Source organism: Pseudoalteromonas sp. NZS100 (genome assembly GCF_015864815.1).
Taxonomy (GTDB): Bacteria; Pseudomonadota; Gammaproteobacteria; order Enterobacterales; family Alteromonadaceae; genus Pseudoalteromonas; species Pseudoalteromonas distincta.
Genome location: NZ_JADYWM010000021.1, coordinates 1 through 21,712 on the forward strand (window position 1 = coordinate 1; position 21,712 = coordinate 21,712).

General features: G+C 38.9%; 17 protein-coding genes. 10 read left to right on the forward strand and 7 right to left on the reverse strand.

Going from position 1 to position 21,712, the window contains the following annotated elements:
• Nucleotides 1–273: 273 nt before the first annotated feature.
• Nucleotides 274–537, reverse strand: coding sequence for an accessory factor UbiK family protein (locus tag I6E69_RS17325; protein WP_002959905.1), 264 nt, complete (start codon nt 535–537; stop codon nt 274–276).
• A gap of 161 nt (nt 538–698) precedes the next feature.
• Here I6E69_RS17325 and rep point away from each other — a divergent pair, with 161 nt between their 5' ends.
• Nucleotides 699–2,717 (forward strand): DNA helicase Rep, encoded by a 2,019-nt coding sequence (gene rep / locus I6E69_RS17330; protein ID WP_197121752.1) that lies wholly within the window; start codon nt 699–701, stop codon nt 2,715–2,717.
• A 15-nt stretch (nt 2,718–2,732) separates the two neighbouring features.
• Here rep and I6E69_RS17335 read toward each other — a convergent pair whose 3' ends face one another.
• From I6E69_RS17335 to elbB, 3 genes are all read right to left on the reverse strand, one after another.
• Entirely contained in the window at nt 2,733–5,297 is a 2,565-nt protein-coding gene (locus tag I6E69_RS17335; protein ID WP_193225722.1) for a diguanylate cyclase, read from the reverse strand.
• A gap of 164 nt (nt 5,298–5,461) precedes the next feature.
• Nucleotides 5,462–5,857: a cytochrome c5 family protein gene (locus I6E69_RS17340; RefSeq protein ID WP_002959908.1), complete on the reverse strand. Its 396-nt coding sequence runs from the start codon at nt 5,855–5,857 to the stop codon at nt 5,462–5,464.
• 233 nt (nt 5,858–6,090) lie between these two features.
• On the reverse strand, nt 6,091–6,738 hold the full coding sequence (gene elbB / locus I6E69_RS17345) for an isoprenoid biosynthesis glyoxalase ElbB (RefSeq protein WP_197121753.1): 648 nt from the start codon (nt 6,736–6,738) through the stop codon (nt 6,091–6,093).
• Between the two features lie 524 nt (nt 6,739–7,262).
• On the opposite strand from elbB, the gene polA reads away from it, so the two are divergent.
• From polA to I6E69_RS17360, 3 genes are all read left to right on the forward strand, one after another.
• On the forward strand, nt 7,263–9,998 hold the full coding sequence (gene polA / locus I6E69_RS17350; protein WP_002959914.1) for a DNA polymerase I: 2,736 nt from the start codon (nt 7,263–7,265) through the stop codon (nt 9,996–9,998).
• Nucleotides 9,999–10,489: 491 nt separating this feature from the next.
• Nucleotides 10,490–11,077, forward strand: a complete 588-nt coding sequence (locus tag I6E69_RS17355) for a YceI family protein (protein WP_002959916.1) — start codon at nt 10,490–10,492, stop codon at nt 11,075–11,077.
• Nucleotides 11,074–11,592, forward strand: a complete 519-nt coding sequence (locus I6E69_RS17360; protein ID WP_002959918.1) for a DUF1285 domain-containing protein — start codon at nt 11,074–11,076, stop codon at nt 11,590–11,592. Before I6E69_RS17355 ends, I6E69_RS17360 begins: the two co-directional genes overlap by 4 nt.
• A gap of 9 nt (nt 11,593–11,601) precedes the next feature.
• Here I6E69_RS17360 and yihA read toward each other — a convergent pair whose 3' ends face one another.
• Nucleotides 11,602–12,270: a ribosome biogenesis GTP-binding protein YihA/YsxC gene (gene yihA, locus I6E69_RS17365; RefSeq protein WP_002959920.1), complete on the reverse strand. Its 669-nt coding sequence runs from the start codon at nt 12,268–12,270 to the stop codon at nt 11,602–11,604.
• A gap of 281 nt (nt 12,271–12,551) precedes the next feature.
• Here yihA and I6E69_RS17370 point away from each other — a divergent pair, with 281 nt between their 5' ends.
• The 3 genes from I6E69_RS17370 (at nt 12,552) to I6E69_RS17380 (ending at nt 15,049) form a co-directional block, all read left to right on the forward strand.
• Entirely contained in the window at nt 12,552–13,184 is a 633-nt protein-coding gene (locus tag I6E69_RS17370; protein ID WP_182682808.1) for a cytochrome c, read from the forward strand.
• A gap of 752 nt (nt 13,185–13,936) precedes the next feature.
• Complete coding sequence (gene yihI / locus I6E69_RS17375; protein WP_002959924.1) at nt 13,937–14,521, forward strand: Der GTPase-activating protein YihI; 585 nt, start codon at nt 13,937–13,939, stop codon at nt 14,519–14,521.
• A 12-nt stretch (nt 14,522–14,533) separates the two neighbouring features.
• Entirely contained in the window at nt 14,534–15,049 is a 516-nt protein-coding gene (locus I6E69_RS17380; RefSeq protein WP_002959926.1) for a DUF2489 domain-containing protein, read from the forward strand.
• Nucleotides 15,050–15,125: 76 nt separating this feature from the next.
• On the opposite strand, the gene hemN is transcribed toward I6E69_RS17380, so the two are convergent.
• Nucleotides 15,126–16,499, reverse strand: coding sequence for an oxygen-independent coproporphyrinogen III oxidase (gene hemN / locus I6E69_RS17385; protein WP_197121754.1), 1,374 nt, complete (start codon nt 16,497–16,499; stop codon nt 15,126–15,128).
• Between the two features lie 123 nt (nt 16,500–16,622).
• Complete coding sequence (gene yjgA / locus I6E69_RS17390; RefSeq protein WP_002959930.1) at nt 16,623–17,156, reverse strand: ribosome biogenesis factor YjgA; 534 nt, start codon at nt 17,154–17,156, stop codon at nt 16,623–16,625.
• Nucleotides 17,157–17,300: 144 nt separating this feature from the next.
• On the opposite strand from yjgA, the gene pmbA reads away from it, so the two are divergent.
• From pmbA to I6E69_RS17405, 3 genes are all read left to right on the forward strand, one after another.
• Nucleotides 17,301–18,650 (forward strand): metalloprotease PmbA, encoded by a 1,350-nt coding sequence (pmbA, locus tag I6E69_RS17395; protein ID WP_002959932.1) that lies wholly within the window; start codon nt 17,301–17,303, stop codon nt 18,648–18,650.
• Between the two features lie 72 nt (nt 18,651–18,722).
• The gene (locus tag I6E69_RS17400; RefSeq protein WP_002959934.1) at nt 18,723–19,202 is read left to right on the forward strand and encodes a DUF721 domain-containing protein; all 480 of its coding nucleotides are present in this window, start codon (nt 18,723–18,725) and stop codon (nt 19,200–19,202) included.
• Between the two features lie 422 nt (nt 19,203–19,624).
• Nucleotides 19,625–21,700 carry a M13 family metallopeptidase gene (locus I6E69_RS17405; protein WP_182682811.1) on the forward strand — a complete coding sequence of 692 codons (2,076 nt, stop codon included), beginning with the start codon at nt 19,625–19,627 and terminating at the stop codon, nt 21,698–21,700.
• The last annotated feature ends 12 nt before the right edge of the window (nt 21,701–21,712 follow it).

A 21,712-nucleotide genomic window follows, 5' to 3' on the forward strand; every position in this document is an offset into this window, starting at 1 on the left:
CCCGATGGGTTAAGCCAAAACCATCTAAGTATCCCCATAAAAAGAAAGATGCCAGTCAGCTTAACTGACTGGCATTAAGCCTAAGCTGCCTTTTTTGTACATTAAATTAATACCAATTTTATTAAAAAAATGATCATTCTAGCGTATTAAATAACTCACTAACTACGTTAAAAATTATTTATATAGAACAACTATGCACCATAATTTTAGCCTTGTTATTGAGCTATTTTCTTATCGCTATAATAGAACACTAATTTAATGCAATTGGTATAATTATTCAGCGTCAGTTTTAGCGCTAAGTTGTTGCTCAAGCAATGAAACTTTAGCTTCAAGTTCGGTTAACTTTTCGCGAGTACGAATAAGTACTTGGCTTTGCACATCAAATTCTTCACGGCTCACAAAGTCCATCTCAGCAAGCTTGTTTTGTAGAACTTGCTTTGTTTTACCTTCGAGTGTGTCTGCTAGGTTTTTTACGCCTTGTGGCATATTGCTAGTAATTTGCTTAGCAATTTCTTCAAGTTTTGCTGGGTTGATCATATTTGTCCCTTCGGCATTGCCTAAATGATAATAACTAATATTACCTTATACCCGCGGTATTTAACACATGATCATCTTTACCTTAATTAATTAAGGCAATTGCTATGCTCGCTGTAATGGTTACGTTAAAATTGCGCGTCTTTTAAATTTCTTTGGTCGTTATGAAACTCAATCCTAAACAAGATGAAGCCGTAAAATATATTAGTGGTCCCTGCTTAGTACTCGCGGGCGCAGGCTCTGGTAAAACCCGTGTTATTACGAATAAAATCGCTTATTTAGTGAAAAAATGTGAGTACAAAGCGCGAAATATAGCCGCTGTTACTTTTACCAATAAAGCAGCCAAAGAAATGCGTGAACGAGTACTGCAAACGCTCGGAAAGCAAGACGCTAAAGGTTTATGGGTATCAACGTTTCATACACTCGGTTTAGAAATAATAAAAAAAGAGTTAAGCACATTAGGGTTTAAACCCGGCTTTTCGCTATTTGATGATCAAGATACCAATCAGCTTTTAGGCGATTTAACCGAAGATGAGCTAAAAAAAGACAAGGACTTACTCAAACTACTTAAAATGGAAATTGGTAGTTGGAAAAACGAATTAGTACTGCCAGAGCAAGCAATACGCGAAGCGCGTGATCCGCAAAAAGCATTGTTCGCGCAGTTATATGGGCGCTATCAAAACCAGCTGCGTGCTTATAATGCACTGGATTTTGATGATTTAATTATGATCCCTACTTTGTTACTTACCAATAACGCCACTTCTCGTGAGCGCTGGCAGCAACGCTTTAAATACTTGCTGGTGGATGAGTATCAAGATACCAACACAAGCCAATATCAACTTGTTAAATTGCTAGTAGGCGAGCGTGCCCGTTTTACTGTGGTAGGTGATGACGATCAATCAATTTACTCATGGCGTGGTGCTCGCCCGCAAAACTTAGTGTTATTAGGTAAAGACTACCCAGGGCTTAGACTTATAAAGCTTGAACAAAACTATCGAAGTGCAGGGCGAATACTAAAAGCGGCTAACATTTTAATTGCCAATAACCCACATGACATAGAGAAAAAGTTATTTAGTGAACTAGGTTATGGTGAGCCGATTAAAGTAATAGGGTGCCGCGATGAAGAGCATGAATCTGAGCGTGTGGTTGCTGAAATAATTTCACATAAGTTTATGAAGCGAACCAGCTATAAAGATTACGCGATTTTATATCGTGGTAATCATCAAGCACGTGGCTTTGAAAAATCACTAATGAGTAACCGTATCCCTTATAAAATTAGTGGCGGTATGTCGTTTTTCGCTCGCTCAGAAATTAAAGATATTATGGCGTACTTACGCCTATTAGTTAATCAAGATGATGACAATGCTTTTTTACGTATCGTAAATACACCGCGACGCGAAATAGGCACGGTTACCCTTGAAAAGCTTGGTACGCTTGCTAATGAAAAGCACGCGAGCTTGTTTGCTACCTGTTTTGATAACGATTTAGGCTACAGACTAAAAGGGCGTGGCTTTAATGCGCTTGCTGGGTTTGCACGCTGGGTTGTTGAGCTATCTGATAACGCAGTACGCGGTGATACGCTCGAAGCTGTTAAAGACTTAGTGCGTAATATTAATTATGAGGCATATTTGTACGAGTCGTCACCGAGTGCAAAAGCGGCTGAAATGCGTATGAAAAACGTATCTGAGTTGTATCGTTGGATAACAGATATGTTGACCGGTGATGCCGACAACGAACCAATGACATTAGCCGAGGTTGTTAGCAAGCTAACCCTTCGCGATATGCTTGAGCGTAACGAAGAAGAAGATGAAACCGATGCAGTGCACTTATCAACACTACATGCATCAAAGGGCTTAGAGTACCCGTACGTATTTATGGTGGGTATGGAAGAGGGTTTACTTCCGCATCAGGTAAGTATTGATGAAGATAACGTAGATGAAGAACGCCGCTTAGCTTATGTTGGTATTACTCGTGCACAGCAGGAGTTAACACTTACTTATGCAAAAATACGTCGTCAATTTGGTGAAACCTCACAAACTGAGTTAAGCCGATTTGTACAAGAGTTACCGCAGGACGATCTCGCGTTCGAAAACAAAAAGGCGCCAAATACCCAAGCAGAGCGCATGGAAAAAGGCCAAGCAAGAGTCGCTAACCTTCGCGCCATGTTTAAAAAGCCTGAGTAATACCTCAGGCTAACTTTATAGAGACTGAGTTGCTTGCACTTCAGGTAACTCAGAGCATACTAAAGCGTGTTGTTTACCTACAAAAAATGCCAAACCGTGCTTGTCTAATAAAGCTCTAAAATTAAGTATTGATGGGCCTTTAGCAATGACCTTCATTGCTTTGAGCTTTGTAATTGCAAGCACGCCCTGCAGCTGAAAATCGTAACTTTCTTGTTGTAAAACACGTTTACTAAAGGTCGAGCTAAGTAGTAAATAATCAAAATTAATATCGGTTAGTAAATTAAGTTCGCACCTGTCTTTAGCAAAATTGTTTAAACCAATTGAATAACCAAGTTGTGATAGCGTTTTGAGGTTTTTTATTTGCGTTGCACATGCGTGGCGAATTTCTTGTTCATCAAATAATAAACAGAGTTGGCTTTGTCCTTGTTGTTTATTTAGCGTATCTGTAAATAAAACAAATTCGTGTTCCTCAAGTAGCAAACCAGAGCAAGGAACCAATGCCATAGCTACATTTGCAGTAATTGCTTGTGCATAGGCGCGTTGTAATAGTTGTAACTCTACTTGCAGATGCTGCTCTTTATCTGATGCAAACTTTTTCAAAATATCAAAGCTAGTAAAGCCAAGTATTGGGTGTTCACCAAATGCTTCAAATAAAGATTCAGACTGTTGTTGCTCATCAAGCGTAATTATTTCTGAGCTTCTAAAACTCATAGGTAATATATCAAGGTGATGTTGTGCTTTTAGAGTCTGCGCAGGTATTGATTGCGTTAATAGCGGATGAAATAACTCGTAACGATTTTTTCCTGAGTTTTTGGCGTGATACATGGCGGCATCGGCATCACGAATAATTTCATCTGTATGCGTATAGCTTTTCTTTGAGTAGGTTATCCCTATACTTGCGCCACTTTGTAAAGACTCACCTTTAAGATAAAAAGGTTTTTTCATTAAATCTATAATACGATTTGCAACATCTTCTGCTTGTTGAGGCTCAGTTAAATGGGTTAATAAAATAACAAATTCATCCCCGCCTAAGCGTGCTAGTAAATCATGCTCGCGTATACATTGGGCAAATAACTCACTTACGTTAATTAAAAATTGATCGCCTGCATGGTGGCCAAGCTGATCGTTAATATCTTTAAATTTATCTAAATCGATAAACAAAACAGCAAAGTGGTGCTCAGGAAAACGTTGATAATGTTGTAGCGTTTTTTCGAGCTGAGTTAAAAATAGACTACGATTAGGCAAGCTCGTAAGTGAATCGTGATGTGCATCATGATAAAGCTGCTGCTCTATTTTTTTTCGCTCATCTATTTGCATTTGTAAGTGCAGATTAGTTTGACGCAATTCTTTGGTTTTTTCGTTTACTCTAAATTCGAGTTCTTGATGGCTTTTTGCAATTGCTTGATTGACGAGCTTTGTTTGTAAAACAGCTGCAATTTGATGCGATACAAAGGTAATTAACTCGCAATCATCTCGGCTGAAAATATGTTTGTTATCGTAGGCTTGGCAAACAATAAGGCCGATAACACCTTGAGCTGTTTTAAGTGGAGCGCCTAACCAGCTAGTGGCCATTTGCTCTTTTGGCACAGGTGCTGAACGTTGTACCACACCGCTTTCTATTAATTCTTTTGCTCTACATGGGTGTATTAGTTGTGTTTCTTCGGTGCTTATTACCAGTTCGCTATAACCTTTAGCAAAGCGTCTTGGCTGTGTATTTTCTTTAAATTCATCTACGCAATAAGGAAAACTAATCCACCCTGTTTCTTTATCATAAAGTGCAATATATAAGTTTTCTGCGTAGGTAATTGTTTTTATTATTTCGTGTATTTTAAAATAAGCGTCATCAAGGTTTTTAGCTTGTGTTGCTATCTCAGATATTTTAAATAGAATTTGTTGGCGTTGAAGTGCGCGTTTACGCTGCTCTATTTCAAGGTTTAGTGCATCGTTACTTTGAGTGAGTGCGCGGGTGCGAATTTTAACCTCTGACTCAAGGAGCTCTCGTTTTTTTACACGCTCTATTGCTGTTGCCAAATAAAGCGACATAAACTCGAGTAATTGTATTTGCTGTGAGCTATAGCCTTGTTTTGTATCGTAACTTTGAGCTGCTAATACACCGATAATATTGTGTTCTTGGTAAACCGGTACGCCTACCCAGTGTTCGGCAGGAGTGCCTAATGCTTTAAATAAACCTTCTGCTGCAGCATCTTGCATTTGCTGCTTGGTAAAACATGTAGTTTTACCCTGTTTAAATACATAACCCGTGGCGCCTTCATCAAAGCTATTTGATTGGTTAAGGGCGACGGCAATACCATCTTTTTCATCTGAAAAGTAAGAAAGTTCTAGTGATTGACTATATTGATTTAGCAGCACCACATAAAAACTTTTACTAGGTACGTACTTTTGTAAAATGTCATGGATGGCGGGGTATAGCAGGGTTAGCTCGGCCACAGTACTTGCCTGCTCTGATAATTGGATCAGGGCATTTTGTAAGTGATGTGATTGTTTGTATTTTTCGAGAAGCGCTCTAAGGCGTTTATTTTGATACGCCAATTTACTCGATACTGATAGTTTATCTTCCAATGATCTAACCGGCTATTTTTATTGTATAGTTATTAGCCTTATACTTTCACTTTTAGTGCTTATCGTCAAGTTGATATTCCTACTAAAGCAGTAGCTAGATACACTATTTTAGGCATTAAAAAAGGCTTACAGAAGTAAACCTTTTTTGTATATTTCAATCGAGCTTATTTAGATGTCATAAAGTCGATAGCAGCACTAATCTCATCATCAGAACAATCCATACACGTGCCTTTTGGAGGCATAGCATTAAAGCCATTTAGCGCATGCTCAAGTAAAGTATCTTTACCTTTAGCAATACGTGGAGCCCAATCGTCAGCCGATTTAGGCGCGCCTAGTGCACCAGTGCCGTGACATGCAAAACATGCACCTTGATATACTTGCTCACCAGAACGAGGACCTGTAGGCGCCGCTGCAACTGCAGCTTTATCGCCTTCAAGGTATACAGCACCAACCGGCGCGAGACGTGCTTTAATTGCATCTTCAGTCATAGAGTTATCATATGGCTGTGCGTATGCAGTGGTTGCTAGCAATAATAATGCTGCAGCTGTTAATTTTTTCATTTTGCCTTGCTCACTTCGATTTGAACGTGATCAATCACGATTAAAGATGACGGAAATTAAACCGATTATAACTCTCTGAGCCAATTTATAAAATGCTAAGAGCCGTTTTTATTAATAAAACTGACTACTTTTTGCGTTAACGCAATAAAATTTAATTATTTACTGTTTTTTGTTAAGCAATTTAATAAGCGCAAACAGTCATTCAATTAACTTTTTAGATCCTAAGATCAAAATCAATTTATTGATAATACGCTACTAACTAGTTTTGCGATCCCTGCGTCGGCTTCAAGAATCGATTCTGCCAACATGTAAGCAGGGGTGGTAACTAACTTATTTGGTTCATCGATAACTACACCGTCAACCGCACAATCTATATGTTTAGCGCCTAATGTGCTTAGCGCTTGTGCTGTCTCTACATCATTACCAATAGTAAGTGCGGCGTTATCGTAAATAAATGGGATCAATGTGGGTGCGATACACATATAACCTGCAGGCTTATTCGCTTTTGCAAATGATTTACAAGCATTAAGGACGTCCTGATTGATATTTGCTTTTGCGCCTTTAATTGCAAAATCGCATAAGTTTTTTGCAGCACCGAAACCGCCAGGTACAATTAATGCGTCAAACTGAGTCACGTCTAGTTCAATCAGTGATTTAATGTCACCTCGTGCAATGCGAGCAGCTTCTGTTAATACATTGCGTTTATCAGGCATTACTTCACCTGTTAAATGGTTAATGGTATGAAGTTGTTCAATATCTGGTGCAAAACACTGATACGTTGCGCCATTTTTGGCTATATGTAATAAAGTTAAAATTGCTTCATTAATTTCACTACCATCGTACACACCAGACCCTGCTAATATTACTGCTACGTTTTTCATGCTTTTGTGCCCCTAAAGTCTTTTTTATAAGTCGATCGGATGAAGTTTAACATGCTCAAAATTTCTCGCGAAAATAAATTTTTAGTACAAAAATCATTCGCAGTGCAAGTCGTTTTGCGGTTTATGCCATTTGCGATCACTTTGCCTTTAAAAAAATTATAAAGGATCGCTATGATCTTCGATCCATTGTGCTAGAATACTCCTCCGGTTATTTAAATGGACGCGAATAATCAAAGTGAATAACAACAGAAGCAGTCGTTAGAAAACCTTTTTCCACATTGGTTTAAAATAATAAAAAAAGAACCTCGTATTATCTTTTTTAAATTAAAACATACAGTTAAAGTATTTTCTAGGCATTTTATAATGCTTTGGAAGAATAGCTCGTGGCTGTTATCTACACACTTATCCACAGCTTGCTCTAGTTTTAATAACACGATAAACAGTAATTCACAGTCGTTTTATTTACTACCTTATGGCATGCTTATAATTACCTTAATTTTTTGCATTTAGGATCCAAATTCACCATGGCTCAGATCCCCGAAAACCCACTTATTTTAGTTGATGGCTCGTCATATTTATTTCGTGCTTATCATTCTCCGCCGCATTTAACTAATTCTAAAGGTGAGGCTACGGGCGCTATTTATGGCGTGATCAACATGCTTAAAAGCTTGATCAGACAGTATGATCCCTCACACATGGTGGTTATATTTGATGCTAAAGGCAAAACGTTCCGTAACGATATGTATAGCGAATATAAGGCAAATCGCCCGCCGATGCCGGATGACTTACGTACGCAAATAGCACCAATACATAGCATTATCAAAGCGATGGGTTTTCCGCTAATTAGTATCGAAGGCGTTGAAGCTGATGATGTTATTGGCACATTTGCACGCATTGCAACTGAGCAAAAACGGCATGTCCTTGTCTCCACTGGCGATAAAGATATGGCGCAACTTGTAAATGAACACGTTACATTAATAAACACGATGACCGACAGTATTTCAGATCCTGTTACCGTAGTTGAAAAGTTTGGTGTAGGCCCCGAACTTATTATCGATTACTTGGCACTAATGGGCGATAAGGTCGATAATATCCCAGGTGTTGAAGGCTGTGGTCCAAAAACGGCCGTTAAGTGGTTAGAGAAATATGGCTCGTTGCAAGGTGTAATGGATCACGCAAGTGAGATTAAGGGCAAAATAGGTGAAAAGTTAGCTGCAGCTCTCGATCATCTGCCTTTAAGCTATGAGCTTGCAACAATTAAGTGCGATGTTGAAGTTGAATCTGATCTTGATACGTTCAAACTACAAGAGCCAAATAAAGATGAATTAATCGCACTATATGGTGAGTGCGAATTTCGTCGTTGGTTAGCTGAGTTACTAGATAACCCCAAAGATGCAGAAACACATTTAGCTGTACCTACCGAAGCCACTGAATTACCAAAAGTAGAAGATGCTCATTACGAAACTATTTTAACGCAAGCGCAATTTGATACGTTAATAGAGCAATTAAATAGTGCCGAGTTATTTGCATTTGATACAGAAACTACCAGCCTTGATTACATGAAAGCGCAATTAGTGGGTATGAGTTTTGCCGTAAAAGCGGGTGAAGCTGTGTATTTACCTCTAGCGCATGACTACCCGGGTGCGCCTGAGCAATTAAGTCTGGAATTTGTAATGCAAAAGCTAGGTCCAATTTTGGCCGATGAAAACAAAGCTAAAGTAGGGCAAAACCTTAAATACGACAAAAGTGTATTAGCGAATGCAGGTTTTGCGCTAAACGGTATTAAGTTTGACACCATGCTTGAGTCATACGTATTTAATAGTGTGGGTACACGCCACGATATGGACTCGCTAGCACTTAAATATCTAGGTCATAAAAATATTAGCTTTGAAGATATTGCTGGCAAAGGTAAAAAGCAACTTACCTTCAACCAAATTGAACTTGAAAAAGCTGCGCCTTACGCTGCAGAAGATGCCGATATTACTTTGCGCCTACATGAAGTGCTTTGGCCAAAAATAGCGGCTGATGAAAAGCTAAAATCTGTATTCGAAGATATAGAAATGCCACTTGTTAGTGTGATTTCTGATATTGAACGAACCGGCGTTGCAATAGATAGCAATATGCTTGCAGCGCATAGCATGCGTTTAGGCGAGCGTTTAATTGAGCTTGAAAAAGAAGCATTTGAAATAGCAGGCGAACCATTTAATTTAAGCTCTCCTAAGCAACTACAAGTACTGTTGTTTGAAAAGCTTGGCCTGCCTATTATCAAAAAAACACCTAAAGGTGCACCTTCTACCGCAGAAGAAGTATTGCAAGAGCTTGCTCATGATTATCCACTACCTAAAGTAATTATAGAGCATCGTGGTTTATCAAAGCTTAAATCAACTTATACCGATAAATTACCATTAATGGTGAATGAGAAAACCCAGCGTGTACATACGTCTTATCATCAGGCAATTACAGCAACGGGGCGCTTGAGTTCAACCGATCCTAATTTACAAAATATTCCTATTCGTTCAGAAGAAGGGCGTCGAATTCGTGAAGCGTTTATAGCTGCAGATGGTTATAAAATTGTCGCTGCCGATTACAGCCAAATTGAGCTGCGTATTATGGCGCACCTTTCACAAGACAAAGGTCTATTAAATGCATTTGCTAACGGCTTAGATGTACACAGTGCAACTGCCGCTGAAGTATTTGGTGTAGAGCTTGATGATGTAACTACCGATATGCGCCGCAAGGCGAAAGCAGTAAACTTTGGCTTAATTTACGGTATGTCTGCATTTGGTTTAGCACGTCAACTAGATGTGCCACGCCATGAAGCGCAGCATTACATAGATAAGTACTTTGAGCGTTTTCCAGGTGTATTAGAGTACATGGAAACAACACGTGAAAAAGCGGCTGAAAATGGCTATGTTGAAACAATATTTGGTCGCCGCCTACATTTGCCAGAAATAAACGCACGTAATGGGGCGCGCAGAAAAGGAGCCGAACGTGCTGCTATAAACGCACCAATGCAAGGTACTGCTGCTGATATTATTAAAAAGGCAATGCTGAGCGTTAACCGCTGGGTACACGAACAAGCGCCAAATACGATTAAGTTACTTATGCAAGTACACGATGAATTGGTATTTGAAATTAAAACAGACTGCGCACCAGAATACACAAAACATATTTGTGAGCTGATGTCGCAAGCTGCAGCGCTTGATGTGCCGCTTATTGTTGAAGCCGACGAAGGTGACAACTGGGAACAAGCCCATTAATGCAATTTGAGCATTTTAATTAAAGCGCCTTTTGGCGCTTTTTTTATGTTTAATAAAAATGGCGAATAACAGCTATTTAATTAGCTATATGCAAGCTTTAGTTAAAATAAGGTTAATTTAAGCAACTATTTGTATTAAATAGTTATATGTTCGTCAATTCGAGCTATTTTACAGGAATATGATTGTATTTTAATGCGTGCTTTTGCTAAAGTCCCGCCTGTCCTATCCTGTAGGACATCCTGTTGATGATGCATCTGAAAGGGTGCAACAAATTGATAGCTTCTCCCCAGTTTGCTATACCGGCCTACCAACTTGTTTGGTGGGCCGTTTTTTGTTTTATGCCTAAAAATCCTATCTAATTAATTCTTTTTTTGCGCTATACCAATTGTATTGTTCATTCGTCACTTCGAGGTGGTTTGGGTACATCGCAGGTGATACCATCGAAGTGCTATCATTTTTATTCTTTTCATTTTATTACTAAGGAGTGCGTTATGTTTAAAGCATTAGCTATTGCAGGTTTTTCTTTATCAAGTTTAGTTATTTCTAATGTTGCTCAGGCCAATTGGCAGCTAGTGAATGATAAAAGCCAACTAAGCTTTGTTTCAATTAAAAAAAATTCGATTGCTGAAGCTCACCATTTTACTAACCTTGAAGGTATGCTTTCTGATAAAGGTGAGTTTAGCGTTAATGTTGATTTAACATCAGCCGAAACTCTAATCCCTATTCGTAATGAGCGTTTAGCTACATTTTTATTCGAAGCGGCTAAATTCCCCAATGCTGTTTTAACTGCAAATTTAACTAAAGAGCTAAGTAATATCAAAAAGCCTGGTCAATATGTATTGAAGGGTATTAAAGCTGAGCTTGATTTTCATGGTAATAAAAAACCATTGGCAATTGATGTACTCGTTAACAGCACGCAAAGTGGTGATTTAACGGTATCATCATTAACACCTATTATTATTAATAGTGATGATTTTGGTGTAACCGAAGGCGTTAAAAAGCTGCAAGAGTTAGCGGGCTTGCCTTCAATTGCCACAGCTGTGCCTGTTACATTTGCAATAACACTTAAAAAACAGTGATTTCTTTAAGTGAGCTTAGCAAGCGATTAAGCGAGCCAAGCAAACCTTTTGATAGTTGGCAGCCTAACCATTGTGGGGAGCTGCCAATTGTTATTAATAATGAAGGGAAATGGTTTTACGATGGCAGCGAAATAACACGCCCAGCCATGGTGAAGCTGTTTGCTTCTGTATTGTGTAAAGAAGATGAGCAATTTTATTTAAAAACCCCTGTCGAAAAAATAACAATAACGGTTGAAGATGCGCCGTTTATTATTGTTGATTGGCGTTTTGAAAATACAGCGCAAGGGCAAGTGTTGTGTTGTATTGATAATTTAGCTAGGCAGTGGCTAGTGAGCGCTCAGCAGCCTTTGTATATAAAAGACTACAAAGGTTCAAAGGTGCCTTATTTAAAGCTACCGTATGGTTGTAGTGCGCGAGTTTCACGCAGTGTATTTTATCAGTGGGCTGAAAAAGCCGAGTCTGATAAGCTCGGCTATTTTATTAAATCTGAAGGAAAGCAGTTTTATTTATCGTAACGCCAGCGTTTAAGCCTCTGGGTTTGTTTCGTCAGTGATTGTTTCATCGCTAGGTGGTACAGCAATAACAGGGCCTAAAAACCATTCATCTAGCTTTTTAGCTACTTCTGGTAAACCGGTGCCTTTTAATGATGAAAACGCATGAACTGTAATATCCCCATCAAGCGTGCTTAATTCACGGCGAACTTGCAGTACTTGTGATTTACGAGGGCCTTGCTTTAGTTTGTCGGCTTTAGTTAATAGTGCCAATACTGGAATCTCACTACCAATTGCCCAGTTAATTAAATCACGGTCTAAATCTTTTAATGGATGACGAATATCCATTAAAATAACAATACCTTTTAAGCTTTGACGCTTTTGCAGATATTCACCTAACGACTTTTGCCATTTCTTTTTCATTTCGATTGGTACTTTAGCAAAGCCATAGCCTGGTAAATCGATAAGGCGCATATCGTCAACATCCGCTAAATCGAATGTATTGATTAGCTGAGTACGTCCAGGTGTTTTACTTGTACGTGCTAGCTTCTGATCGGTTAATGCATTTAATGCACTCGACTTACCTGCATTGGAGCGACCGGCAAACGCAACTTCAATTCCCGTATCAGCAGGTAATTTAGTAATGTCGGGAGCGCTTGTTACGAAAGACGCAGTATTATATTTGATACGAGATTTGAGCACAGGCTCTCCTAAAACTTAAAAAAATAACATTGAGTAAACCAAATTCACTCAGGGCGCGTATTTTATACTATAAAGGATGTATTAAAAAGCGTATTTAACCACCTAAAAACAGCACCTATGGTACATTTAAAACATGTTAAAGCTTAATCTAAGTCAAAACCCTGTAAATTATAAGCTTAATATGTGTAGAAAACGTGCCAGAGAATTTATTATCGTGTAGAATATATGTATTACAACATCACGATTGTAGATGATACAGGGTCGGAAACAGAGAATTCACCATGAAAAAAATAGCACTATCTTTAACAATATTGCTTGGTGCGTTGTCAGCAAGCAACGCAACAGCATTTGATGGCGATGTAAACGCAGGTAAAGAAAAATCAGCAACGTGTGCGGCTTGTCACGGCCCAGACGGTAATGCGCCGGTTAATATTTACCCTAAAATTGCAGGTCAACATCCAGATTATATCCTTAAGCAACTTCAGGATTTAAAATTAGGTATGACGTCAGGCGGCAAAGAAGGGCGTATGGATCCAGTAATGAGCGCTATGGCTATGCCACTTAGCGAGCAAGACATGAAAGATCTAGCTGCTTATTTTTCTTCAATCAACATGACTGAAGGTGCTACACCTAAAGATGTTGTTGAAGTTGGCGAAATGCTCTTTAAAGCAGGCGATGCGGAGCGTGGGATTCCATCATGTGCAGCATGTCATGGTCCACGTGGTAACGGTTCATCACTTGCTAAGTTTCCAAAAATTTCTTTTCAGCATCCTGGATATATCAAGTCTCAACTTGAAAAATTCCGTGATGGAACTCGTCACAATGACTTAAATGGCATGATGGGCGATATAGCGAAGAAATTAACAGATAAAGATATTGAAGTACTTTCTCAGTACTTAGGTGGTTTACACTAAAGTCGTATTTATTTAGCAATTAATAATAAATACACTACAATGTTTTACAAAAAGCAGCCCAGGCTGCTTTTTTTGTGTGCAAAATTAACGATATCACCCGTTTAAATGTAAGACATTGACCATGCGTTAGTGTGAGAAAAGTCTTCTTTTTATTTTTTATTCATCATTAACCTATTGTATTTTATTGTTTATTTTGTTTTAAAATGTAATAAGTATAATAAAAGTTATATAAACCAGTTGTAACAAAATCATTAACGAGTAAATTAACCACTGTCGCAAAAGAACAATAACAAAACGGAAACAAGCTATAAGGAAAGTGGCGCGGCATGACTACATAGCACAAGATTGGTGCTACTAAAGGAAATAATAAAAAAGTGTCAGGATGACCGAAAATAATAAATACTCATGGAAGTTTAATAACAAAAACAAAATGGAATGTAACAAGGAACGTAAAAATAATAACAATACGGACTGATAATAATAAAAATAATAAAGACTAAAAAAAGTCGAAGGGAGAAGTGTCCAGATAATGGCGCTCAGATTAGCAGGCGGTAGAGATGTTTTCTCTACCGCCTTTTTATTTGTCCTGTTACAATACCCACCGTTTAAAATTAGCGATTAATTAGCTAAGGCGCTTTTAAATGAGAAACCCAACCTCTATAGCGCAAACTGAATTCTTCTGGCTAGGCCAGCACTGCGATGCCCATTAATTTGCGCTTCGCTCAAAACCTCTTAAGTGAGATGATCAAGATATGAGTAGAACTAAAAAGTCACGCAAAAGCCCAGCAAACGGACCTGTTCGTTTAAGCCAAGATAAGCTTAAAGAAATGCGCGCATTAAAAGAGCAGCGAGTTAAAAAAACCAAAGGCGCAAAGCCCGGTTCTCGTAATGCGCCAGATTTACTAGATAGCGAAAGCCAAAATAGTAATCACGCGCCTAAAGATAAGCGTGTAGGCAGTAAAAAGCCTGTGCCGTTAATCGCAACCGCGCCAGAGCCTAAAGTTGAAATGAAACGCAACTTAAAGCCAACTATTGAGCTGAAAAAAGTAATCGAGCCTGAATTTACACCTGAACAAGAGCTAGAAGCACTTGAGAATGATGAACGTTTACTTAAATTAGTAGAGCGTCATGAAAAAGGTGAAATGCTAACAGGTAAAGATGCTAAGTACTTTAATAGTCGCATTGCCCGTCATCAGGCGTTATGTGAAATTCTTGGTATTGAAGATGAGGACGAAGACGAGTTTGAAGATGACCTTGAAAGCCAAGGCAATTCTGATTTCGATCAATACTTATCTGATGATTTAGCCAACGAATGGTTAGATGAAGACGACAAATAGTAAGGATAAATAATGAGTACCTCGGTAATTTTAGCCTTACTTTTAGGCGCTGCTATCATAGCTGGTTTGGCATTTTATGCGGGTCAGTTGCTGTATAAGTTAAATGCGCAAAAAAAGTTAATTGCTAAAACGCAGGCTGAACAAAAGCAAAAGCTTGAAAAGTCGCGTTTAAAGCGAAACGCAAAACTAGCCGATAGTATTCATTTAATCGCACGTGCAATGAATGAAGAGCAGTGTGAATTTTCTGAAGGCTGTTTACGCATTTGGGTACTTATGTCTCAGTATGCCTTTGAAAGCGAGCGTGATTTAACAACGCAGTATCCTGGTATTTATAAGATGTATCAGGTAGTTAAAGAAATGCCGACGCACGATGCACGTAAAAAATACTCTAAAAAAGAGATTTTTAAGCTAGATAAGGCTCGCTGGCAAGCTGAAAAAACACTTAAAGATGAAGTTAAAGCGGATTGCGCTAAAATTATCATCGAGTTTAAAGCCGCTCCAGGTAGCGATAAAGTCGTTTTTAATTAAAGCTACAACTTAAATACAAAAAGCAGACCTAGGTCTGCTTTTTTTGTGTCGATGTATTTATTATCCAGAGTTCAGGCTAAATCACTCTTGAAAAGCGCGTTGCGTTAATTTGTTTTTGTAAGTGAGCATCGAAGCACATACAAATAATACGAATGAATAAGTTACCGCGTGGTGTTACGCTAATTTTATTATCAATTATAGTTACTAGTTCATCTTTTATAAGTGGCGCCAGCGCTACTAATGCATCCTCAAAGTAGTCATTAAATATAAGCGCGTGTTTTCCACTAAAGTCTTGTATATCTAATTCAAATTGGCAAATGAGCTGTTTAATTGCATCAGCACGAATTACATCATCATGTGTTAAGTGCATTCCTTTATTAAGAGCACTGCCGCTTTGTGTTTCTACGCTGTGGTAATAATGTTTTAATTCTTTTTGATTTTGTAAAATGGCGGTGCCAATTTGTGAAATTGATGACACGCCTAAACCTAATAAATCACAATTTCCATGGGTTGTATAACCTTGAAAGTTACGATGTAACTTGCCTTCATTTTGCGCAACAGCTAGTTCATTATCAGTTTTTGCAAAATGGTCCATACCAATAAATTGATAGCCTGCTTGTGTCATCTGCTCCAGCGTATTTTTAAACATGGTGAGCTTATTATGAGCACTGGGTAAATCTGCATCTTTAATCTTACGCTGTGCAGCAAAGCGCTCTGGTAAATGCGCGTAGTTAAACACTGATACTCTGTCAGGGCTTAACTCAATAAGTTGCTCTATAGTTTTCTTAAAGCTCTCTGGCGTTTGCAGAGGAAGCCCGTAAATCATATCTGCATTAATAGATTGAAATCCCAGCTCGCGAGCTTGTGTAATTAATTGCTTAACGGTATCTGCATTTTGCGGGCGATTAACAGCAAGTTGCACGTCATCGTTAAAGTCTTGAATCCCAAACGAGACGCGGTTAAAGCCAAGCATCCTTAAATCAACAAGCATATTATCGGCAAGTGAGCGAGGGTCTATTTCAATACCGCGCTCTGTCGTGCGTGTAAAATTAAAGTGTTGTTCTAAAAGTTTAATTAAACGGGTCATTTGTTTTGCGGTTAAAAAGGTGGGAGTACCGCCACCTAAATGCAATTGCTCAACCGTGTAGCTTTTAAATAAAGGCGCTTGGGCAGTAATTTCTTTTGCTAAAAAGTCGAGATACGTATCTGCCTTAGATTGATGACGGGTAATTATTTTATTACAGCCACAGTAGTAGCAAAGCTGACTACAAAACGGGATGTGAATATATAAAGAAAGAGAGCGACTTGTTGACGATTCTATAGCGCTTAGTAGGTCTTGTTGCTGGTACCCGTCACGCAGTGATAAAGCCGTGGGATAAGAGGTATAACGCGGACCAGACACATTATATTTGTTTATTAGGGTTTCATCCCATTGTGGAAGTTTAATCATCACGCGCACCTAAGTATTTATTTAGGAGGGATTATAAAAAAGTACTCAGGAAGGCGGTTTGATCTATAACAAAAAAGGTGCCGAAGCACCTTTTTTAATAAAATATAACTTAATATGACCTAATTAATACGTAATAGTATGAGCATCTTTAAGGTATTGAAATAGTTCTTTATAACCTTTACCTGGCTTTTCAGCTTTCGCTTCTTTTGCTGCATTACGAACTAATTGGCGCATTTGTTGACGATCAAGAGATGGAAACTGCTCAATAGTCTCATTGATAAGGTCATCACCTTGCTCAATTAAATCTGAACGTAATTGCTCAATTTTTTTGACCAATACTTCAGCTTGGTTATTTTTATTAAGCATCACATCGATAATCGCTTTAATATCATCAATGTTTTCTACAGTACGCAGTGTTTTAGCGATGTAGTTTAAGTGGCGGCGGTACGCGTCGCTTTTGTTACTTATTTTATCAGCAACAACCATCGCTTCTTTTAAATCGTCATTTAATGGCAGGCGTTCGCGCTGTTTTTTACCCATTTTGGCAATTTCAGTACCTAACTGATGAAACTCTTGCGCTTCGCGTTTAAGCTCCGTTCTTGATACATATTCAATTTCTTCTTCAATTTCAGCAGGCTTGCCTTTTTTCTTTGCCATGGGGTGCTCTTAAATAAAAATAACTTTTGCCATTATACATGAATATGATACTTAGGAATATTAGCTGATGTGATGCATTGAGTGTGTTAGCATTTAAATATAAGAAATGCGTGCATTATGCCTCTAAGGCTCAGGACTTAATTTATGAAAAGCCAACAAAACGATCCAATTTATTCTCAAATATCGCAAGTTAAAGATGCGGTAGCAGAAGTACTCGAACATGCTAAAAAATTAGGCGCTACAGCTGCAGAAGCTGCGATGTCTAGCACGTCTGGTTTATCGGTTAGTACACGAATGGGTGAAGTAGAAACCATTGAGTTCAACCAAGACGGCGGCTTAGGCATTAGTGTATATGTTGGTAATAATAAAGGCTCGGCGTCAACGGCTGATTTAAATCCAAAAACATTGCGCACGGTAGTCGAAAAAGCGATTGATATAGCCAAATTTACATCTGATGACCCATTTAACGGCGTTGCTGATAAAGAGTTACTTGAATTTAATCCTAAAGATTTAGATTTATATCATCCTTGGGATGTAAGTCCTGAGGAAGGCATTGAGCTTTGTCATGCTGCTGAGCAAGCTGCATTAAATGCGGACGAGCGTATTGTTAACTCTGATGGTGCGAGTTTTTCATCGCATCAGGGATTACGTGTTTATGGTAACAGCCACGGTTTAATTGCAGGCTTTCCGCGCACTCGTCATAGTATTAGTACTATGGTAATAGGTAAAGATGGCGAACACATGCAGCGCGACTCTGCTTATACAGTTGCTCGCGATCAGGCTGGTTTAAATGATGCGGCGGCAGTGGGTCTTGAAGCGGCAGCTGAAACCTTAGCTAAATTAAACAGCCAAAAGTTAGGCACAATGAAAGTGCCTGTTATTTTTAGAGCAGATATTGCAAATTCATTGTTTGGTCACTTGGTGTCGGCAATTGGTGGTGGCGCGCTTTATCGTAAATCAAGCTTTTTACTTGATAGCTTAGGTACTCAGGTATTTAGTAATTGTGTGAATATTGCTGAGCGCCCACATATTTTAAAAGGGTTGGCATCGTCACCGTTTGATAGCGAAGGTGTTAAAACATTCGATAGAGAAATAATTCAAGGCGGCGAGTTACAAACCTATTTATTAGCAAGTTATGCCGCACGCAAAATGAATATGACGCCAACAGGGCATGCAGGCGGTATACATAACTGGCTTGTTGAGCAAACTCATAACGATTTAACTGCACTATTAAAAACGATGGGCACCGGCTTATTAGTTACAGAGCTAATGGGGCAGGGCGTAAATACCGTAACGGGTGACTACTCTCGTGGTGCTGCAGGTTTTTGGGTTGAAAATGGTGAAATTCAATATCCGGTAAGTGAAATTACTATTGCTGGTAATTTAAAAGACATGTTTAAAGGTATTTCCGCCATTGGTGGTGATATAGAACGCCGTGGTGGTATTCAAACTGGCTCAGTACTAATAGAGCAAATGCAAATAGCCGGCGCGTAGTATTAATACGCAGTGTATACTTAGACCCAGAGTATTATCTCTGGGTCTAAGTGAGTTTTTACGAGGTGTAAAATGGCTAAAGATAGATATGCACCAAAACCGCTAACCGATATTATGGCGGGGTTAAATAATCGTTTATCGGCTTATGCAGGCAAAAGCCAAGCACTTGATACACAGCAAACCTTATTAAAAGATTTTTTAGGCCCTAAATTGGGTGATAAATGCCGAGTTAGTAATTACCGAGACGGCACGCTAATGATAGAGGCGGTATCTGCGCCTATCGCGCTTAGGCTTAATTATTTAAAAATGGATATGCTTTCACACTTTAGAGCAGCTGGAATGGCAGAGCTCGGGCAAATAAAAATAACTGCAAATCCTCAAGCAACTCAGCGATTAAGTACCGCGAATAAATCGGGCAGCCCTACAGTTACCAACTCTCGGAAAATGAGTGAGCAAACCGCTAATTACTTAAATGCGATAGCGGCTTCTGCCCCCCCTTCATTAAAAGAAAAACTAGAGCGTTTAGCGCTCCACGGGAAGAATAAAAGTTAGCCTTAGCCACCCACTATATTGTTATTGGTAGGTCTATTTTTGCAGCTCACCGCATTCAAAATACTTTGTTACATATTCCATTTTATTGTTGGTCTAATGAGGTTTATGATACTACGTGGTGTGCTTTATTATTTAAAGCTCCCTTGATACCCATTCCATTAAGTAAAAGCGTACAGGCAGTGCTATTTTTACTCCTGCTATATTCAAGAATTTAATGGAGTTGGTATGTGATACCAACCTGCATAAATCTTTGATCAATTTAACGAATTAAATTGCACTATAACGTCGTTAAAAATTTTTTATTTAGAACAACTAGATACAAAAACTTTTGCCTAGTTCTAGCGTAATTTTCTTAACGTTAAATAGACCCCATACATAAGCAGATTGGTATGATTTAATTCTAACTAACAAACGGAATCATTATGAATAAAGTAACAATGGCCGCTGCGAGCATAGCGCTTGCACTTGGTCTAGTAGGTTGTGGTGAAAAACAACAAGAAGCTAAAGTAACCGATACTCCTGTAGTAACAGCACCCGCTGAAAAGCCACTAGAGCTTGGTATTGAACTAGCGAATATGGATAGTTCAGTACGCGCACAAGACGATTTTTATTACCATGTAAATGGACAGTGGTTAGCAAAAACTGAAATACCAGGTGATAAGTCTAACTACGGTTCTTTTTCGCAGCTATATGATGAGTCACAAAAAGCGATGAAAATTGCCCTTGAAAACGCAGCCGCGAATAAGGCCGCTAAAAAAGGCAGTGATGAGTATAAAATTGGCGCATTTTATAAAAGCTACATGAATCAATCTGCGCGTAATGAGCTAGGTATTACGCCATTACAACCGTCATTAGATACGATTGATAGCGTTAAATCTAAAGCTGACTTAGTGGGTTTAATGGCTAAGATTCAAAAACAAGGCGGTACTTTACCGTTTGGTTGGTTTGTAAATAACGATGCTAAAAACTCGAGCGAGTATGCATTGTATTTATCTCAGTCGGGTCTTGGTTTACCCGATCGTGATTATTACTTAAATGATGACGAAAAATTCACTAAAATTCGTGCTTCTTACGAGCAATACATCACAGATGTTTTAGCAAAATCAGGCGTTAAAAATGCAGCAGAAGCTGCCAAGAGCGTACTTGCATTTGAAAAAACACTAGCTGATGCTCAGTGGAGCCGTGTGCAAAGCCGTGATGCAACTAAATCTTATAACAAGATGACAGTAGCAGACGCAAGCAAGTTGATGGGCGACCTTGATTTAGCTGCATTTTTTAAAGATGCAGGTGTGAGTGCAAGTGACATTATTGTACGTCAACCAAGCTACTTAGAAGCACTTGCTACTATTTACAAAGACACTGATTTAGCGACGTGGAAAAACTACTTAAAATTTCATTTTGTAAGTGGTTATGCAGAGCTACTTAGCGAAGATTTAGTTAACCTTAACTTTGACTTTTACAGCACAACACTTCGTGGTGTAGAAGAACAAGCACCTCTTTGGAAGCAAGCGGTTGATGCATCTAACAGTGTACTTGGTGAAATTTTAGGTAAGGTATACGTCAAAGATAACTTCCCGCCAGAAGCTAAAGCACGCATGGAAGAGTTAGTTGATAACGTAATTAAAGGTTATGGCGTTGCTATTGAAAATCTTGAGTGGATGAGCCCTGAAACAAAGCTTGCAGCGAAAGAAAAATTAGACAAATTTACGCCTAAGATTGGTTACCCAGACACGTGGAAAGATTACTCAGAGCTAGAGATTAACTCAGACGAGCTAGTAGGTAATTACATTCGTTATAGCGAATGGGCATACGCAGATATGATTGCTAAATTGGGTAAACCAGTTGATCGCTCTGAGTGGCACATGACTCCGCAAACGGTAAATGCGTATTACAACCCAGTAAACAATGAAATTGTATTTCCAGCCGCTATATTACAACCACCATTCTTTAATTTAGAAGCGGATGATGCTGTAAACTACGGCGCAATTGGCGCGGTAATTGGGCATGAGCTTGGTCATGGTTTTGACGACCAAGGTGCTAAATACGACGGTGACGGTAACTTACGTAACTGGTGGAGTGAGACTGACCTTAAGCAATTTGAAGAGCGTACAGCGGCTTTAGTTGCACAGTATAACGAATATAAACCGTTTGAAGATGCAAGTGTTAATGGTGAGCTAACGCTTGGCGAAAACATTGGTGACTTAGGTGGTTTAACCGTTGCGCATAAAGCGTATATGCTATCTTTAGGTGATAAAAAAGCACCCGTGATAGATGGTTACACAGGCGATCAACGTTTCTTTATGGGTTGGTCACAAATCTGGCGTCGTAACTACCGCGATGAAGAGTTACGTAATCGTTTATTAACAGACCCTCATTCACCAAGCCACTACCGTGTAATCGGTATCTTGTCGAACATGCCTGAGTTTTACGAAGCGTTTGACGTAAAAGAAGGTGATAAAATGTATATCAAACCAGAAGATCGCGTAAAAATCTGGTAATTGCATTACTAT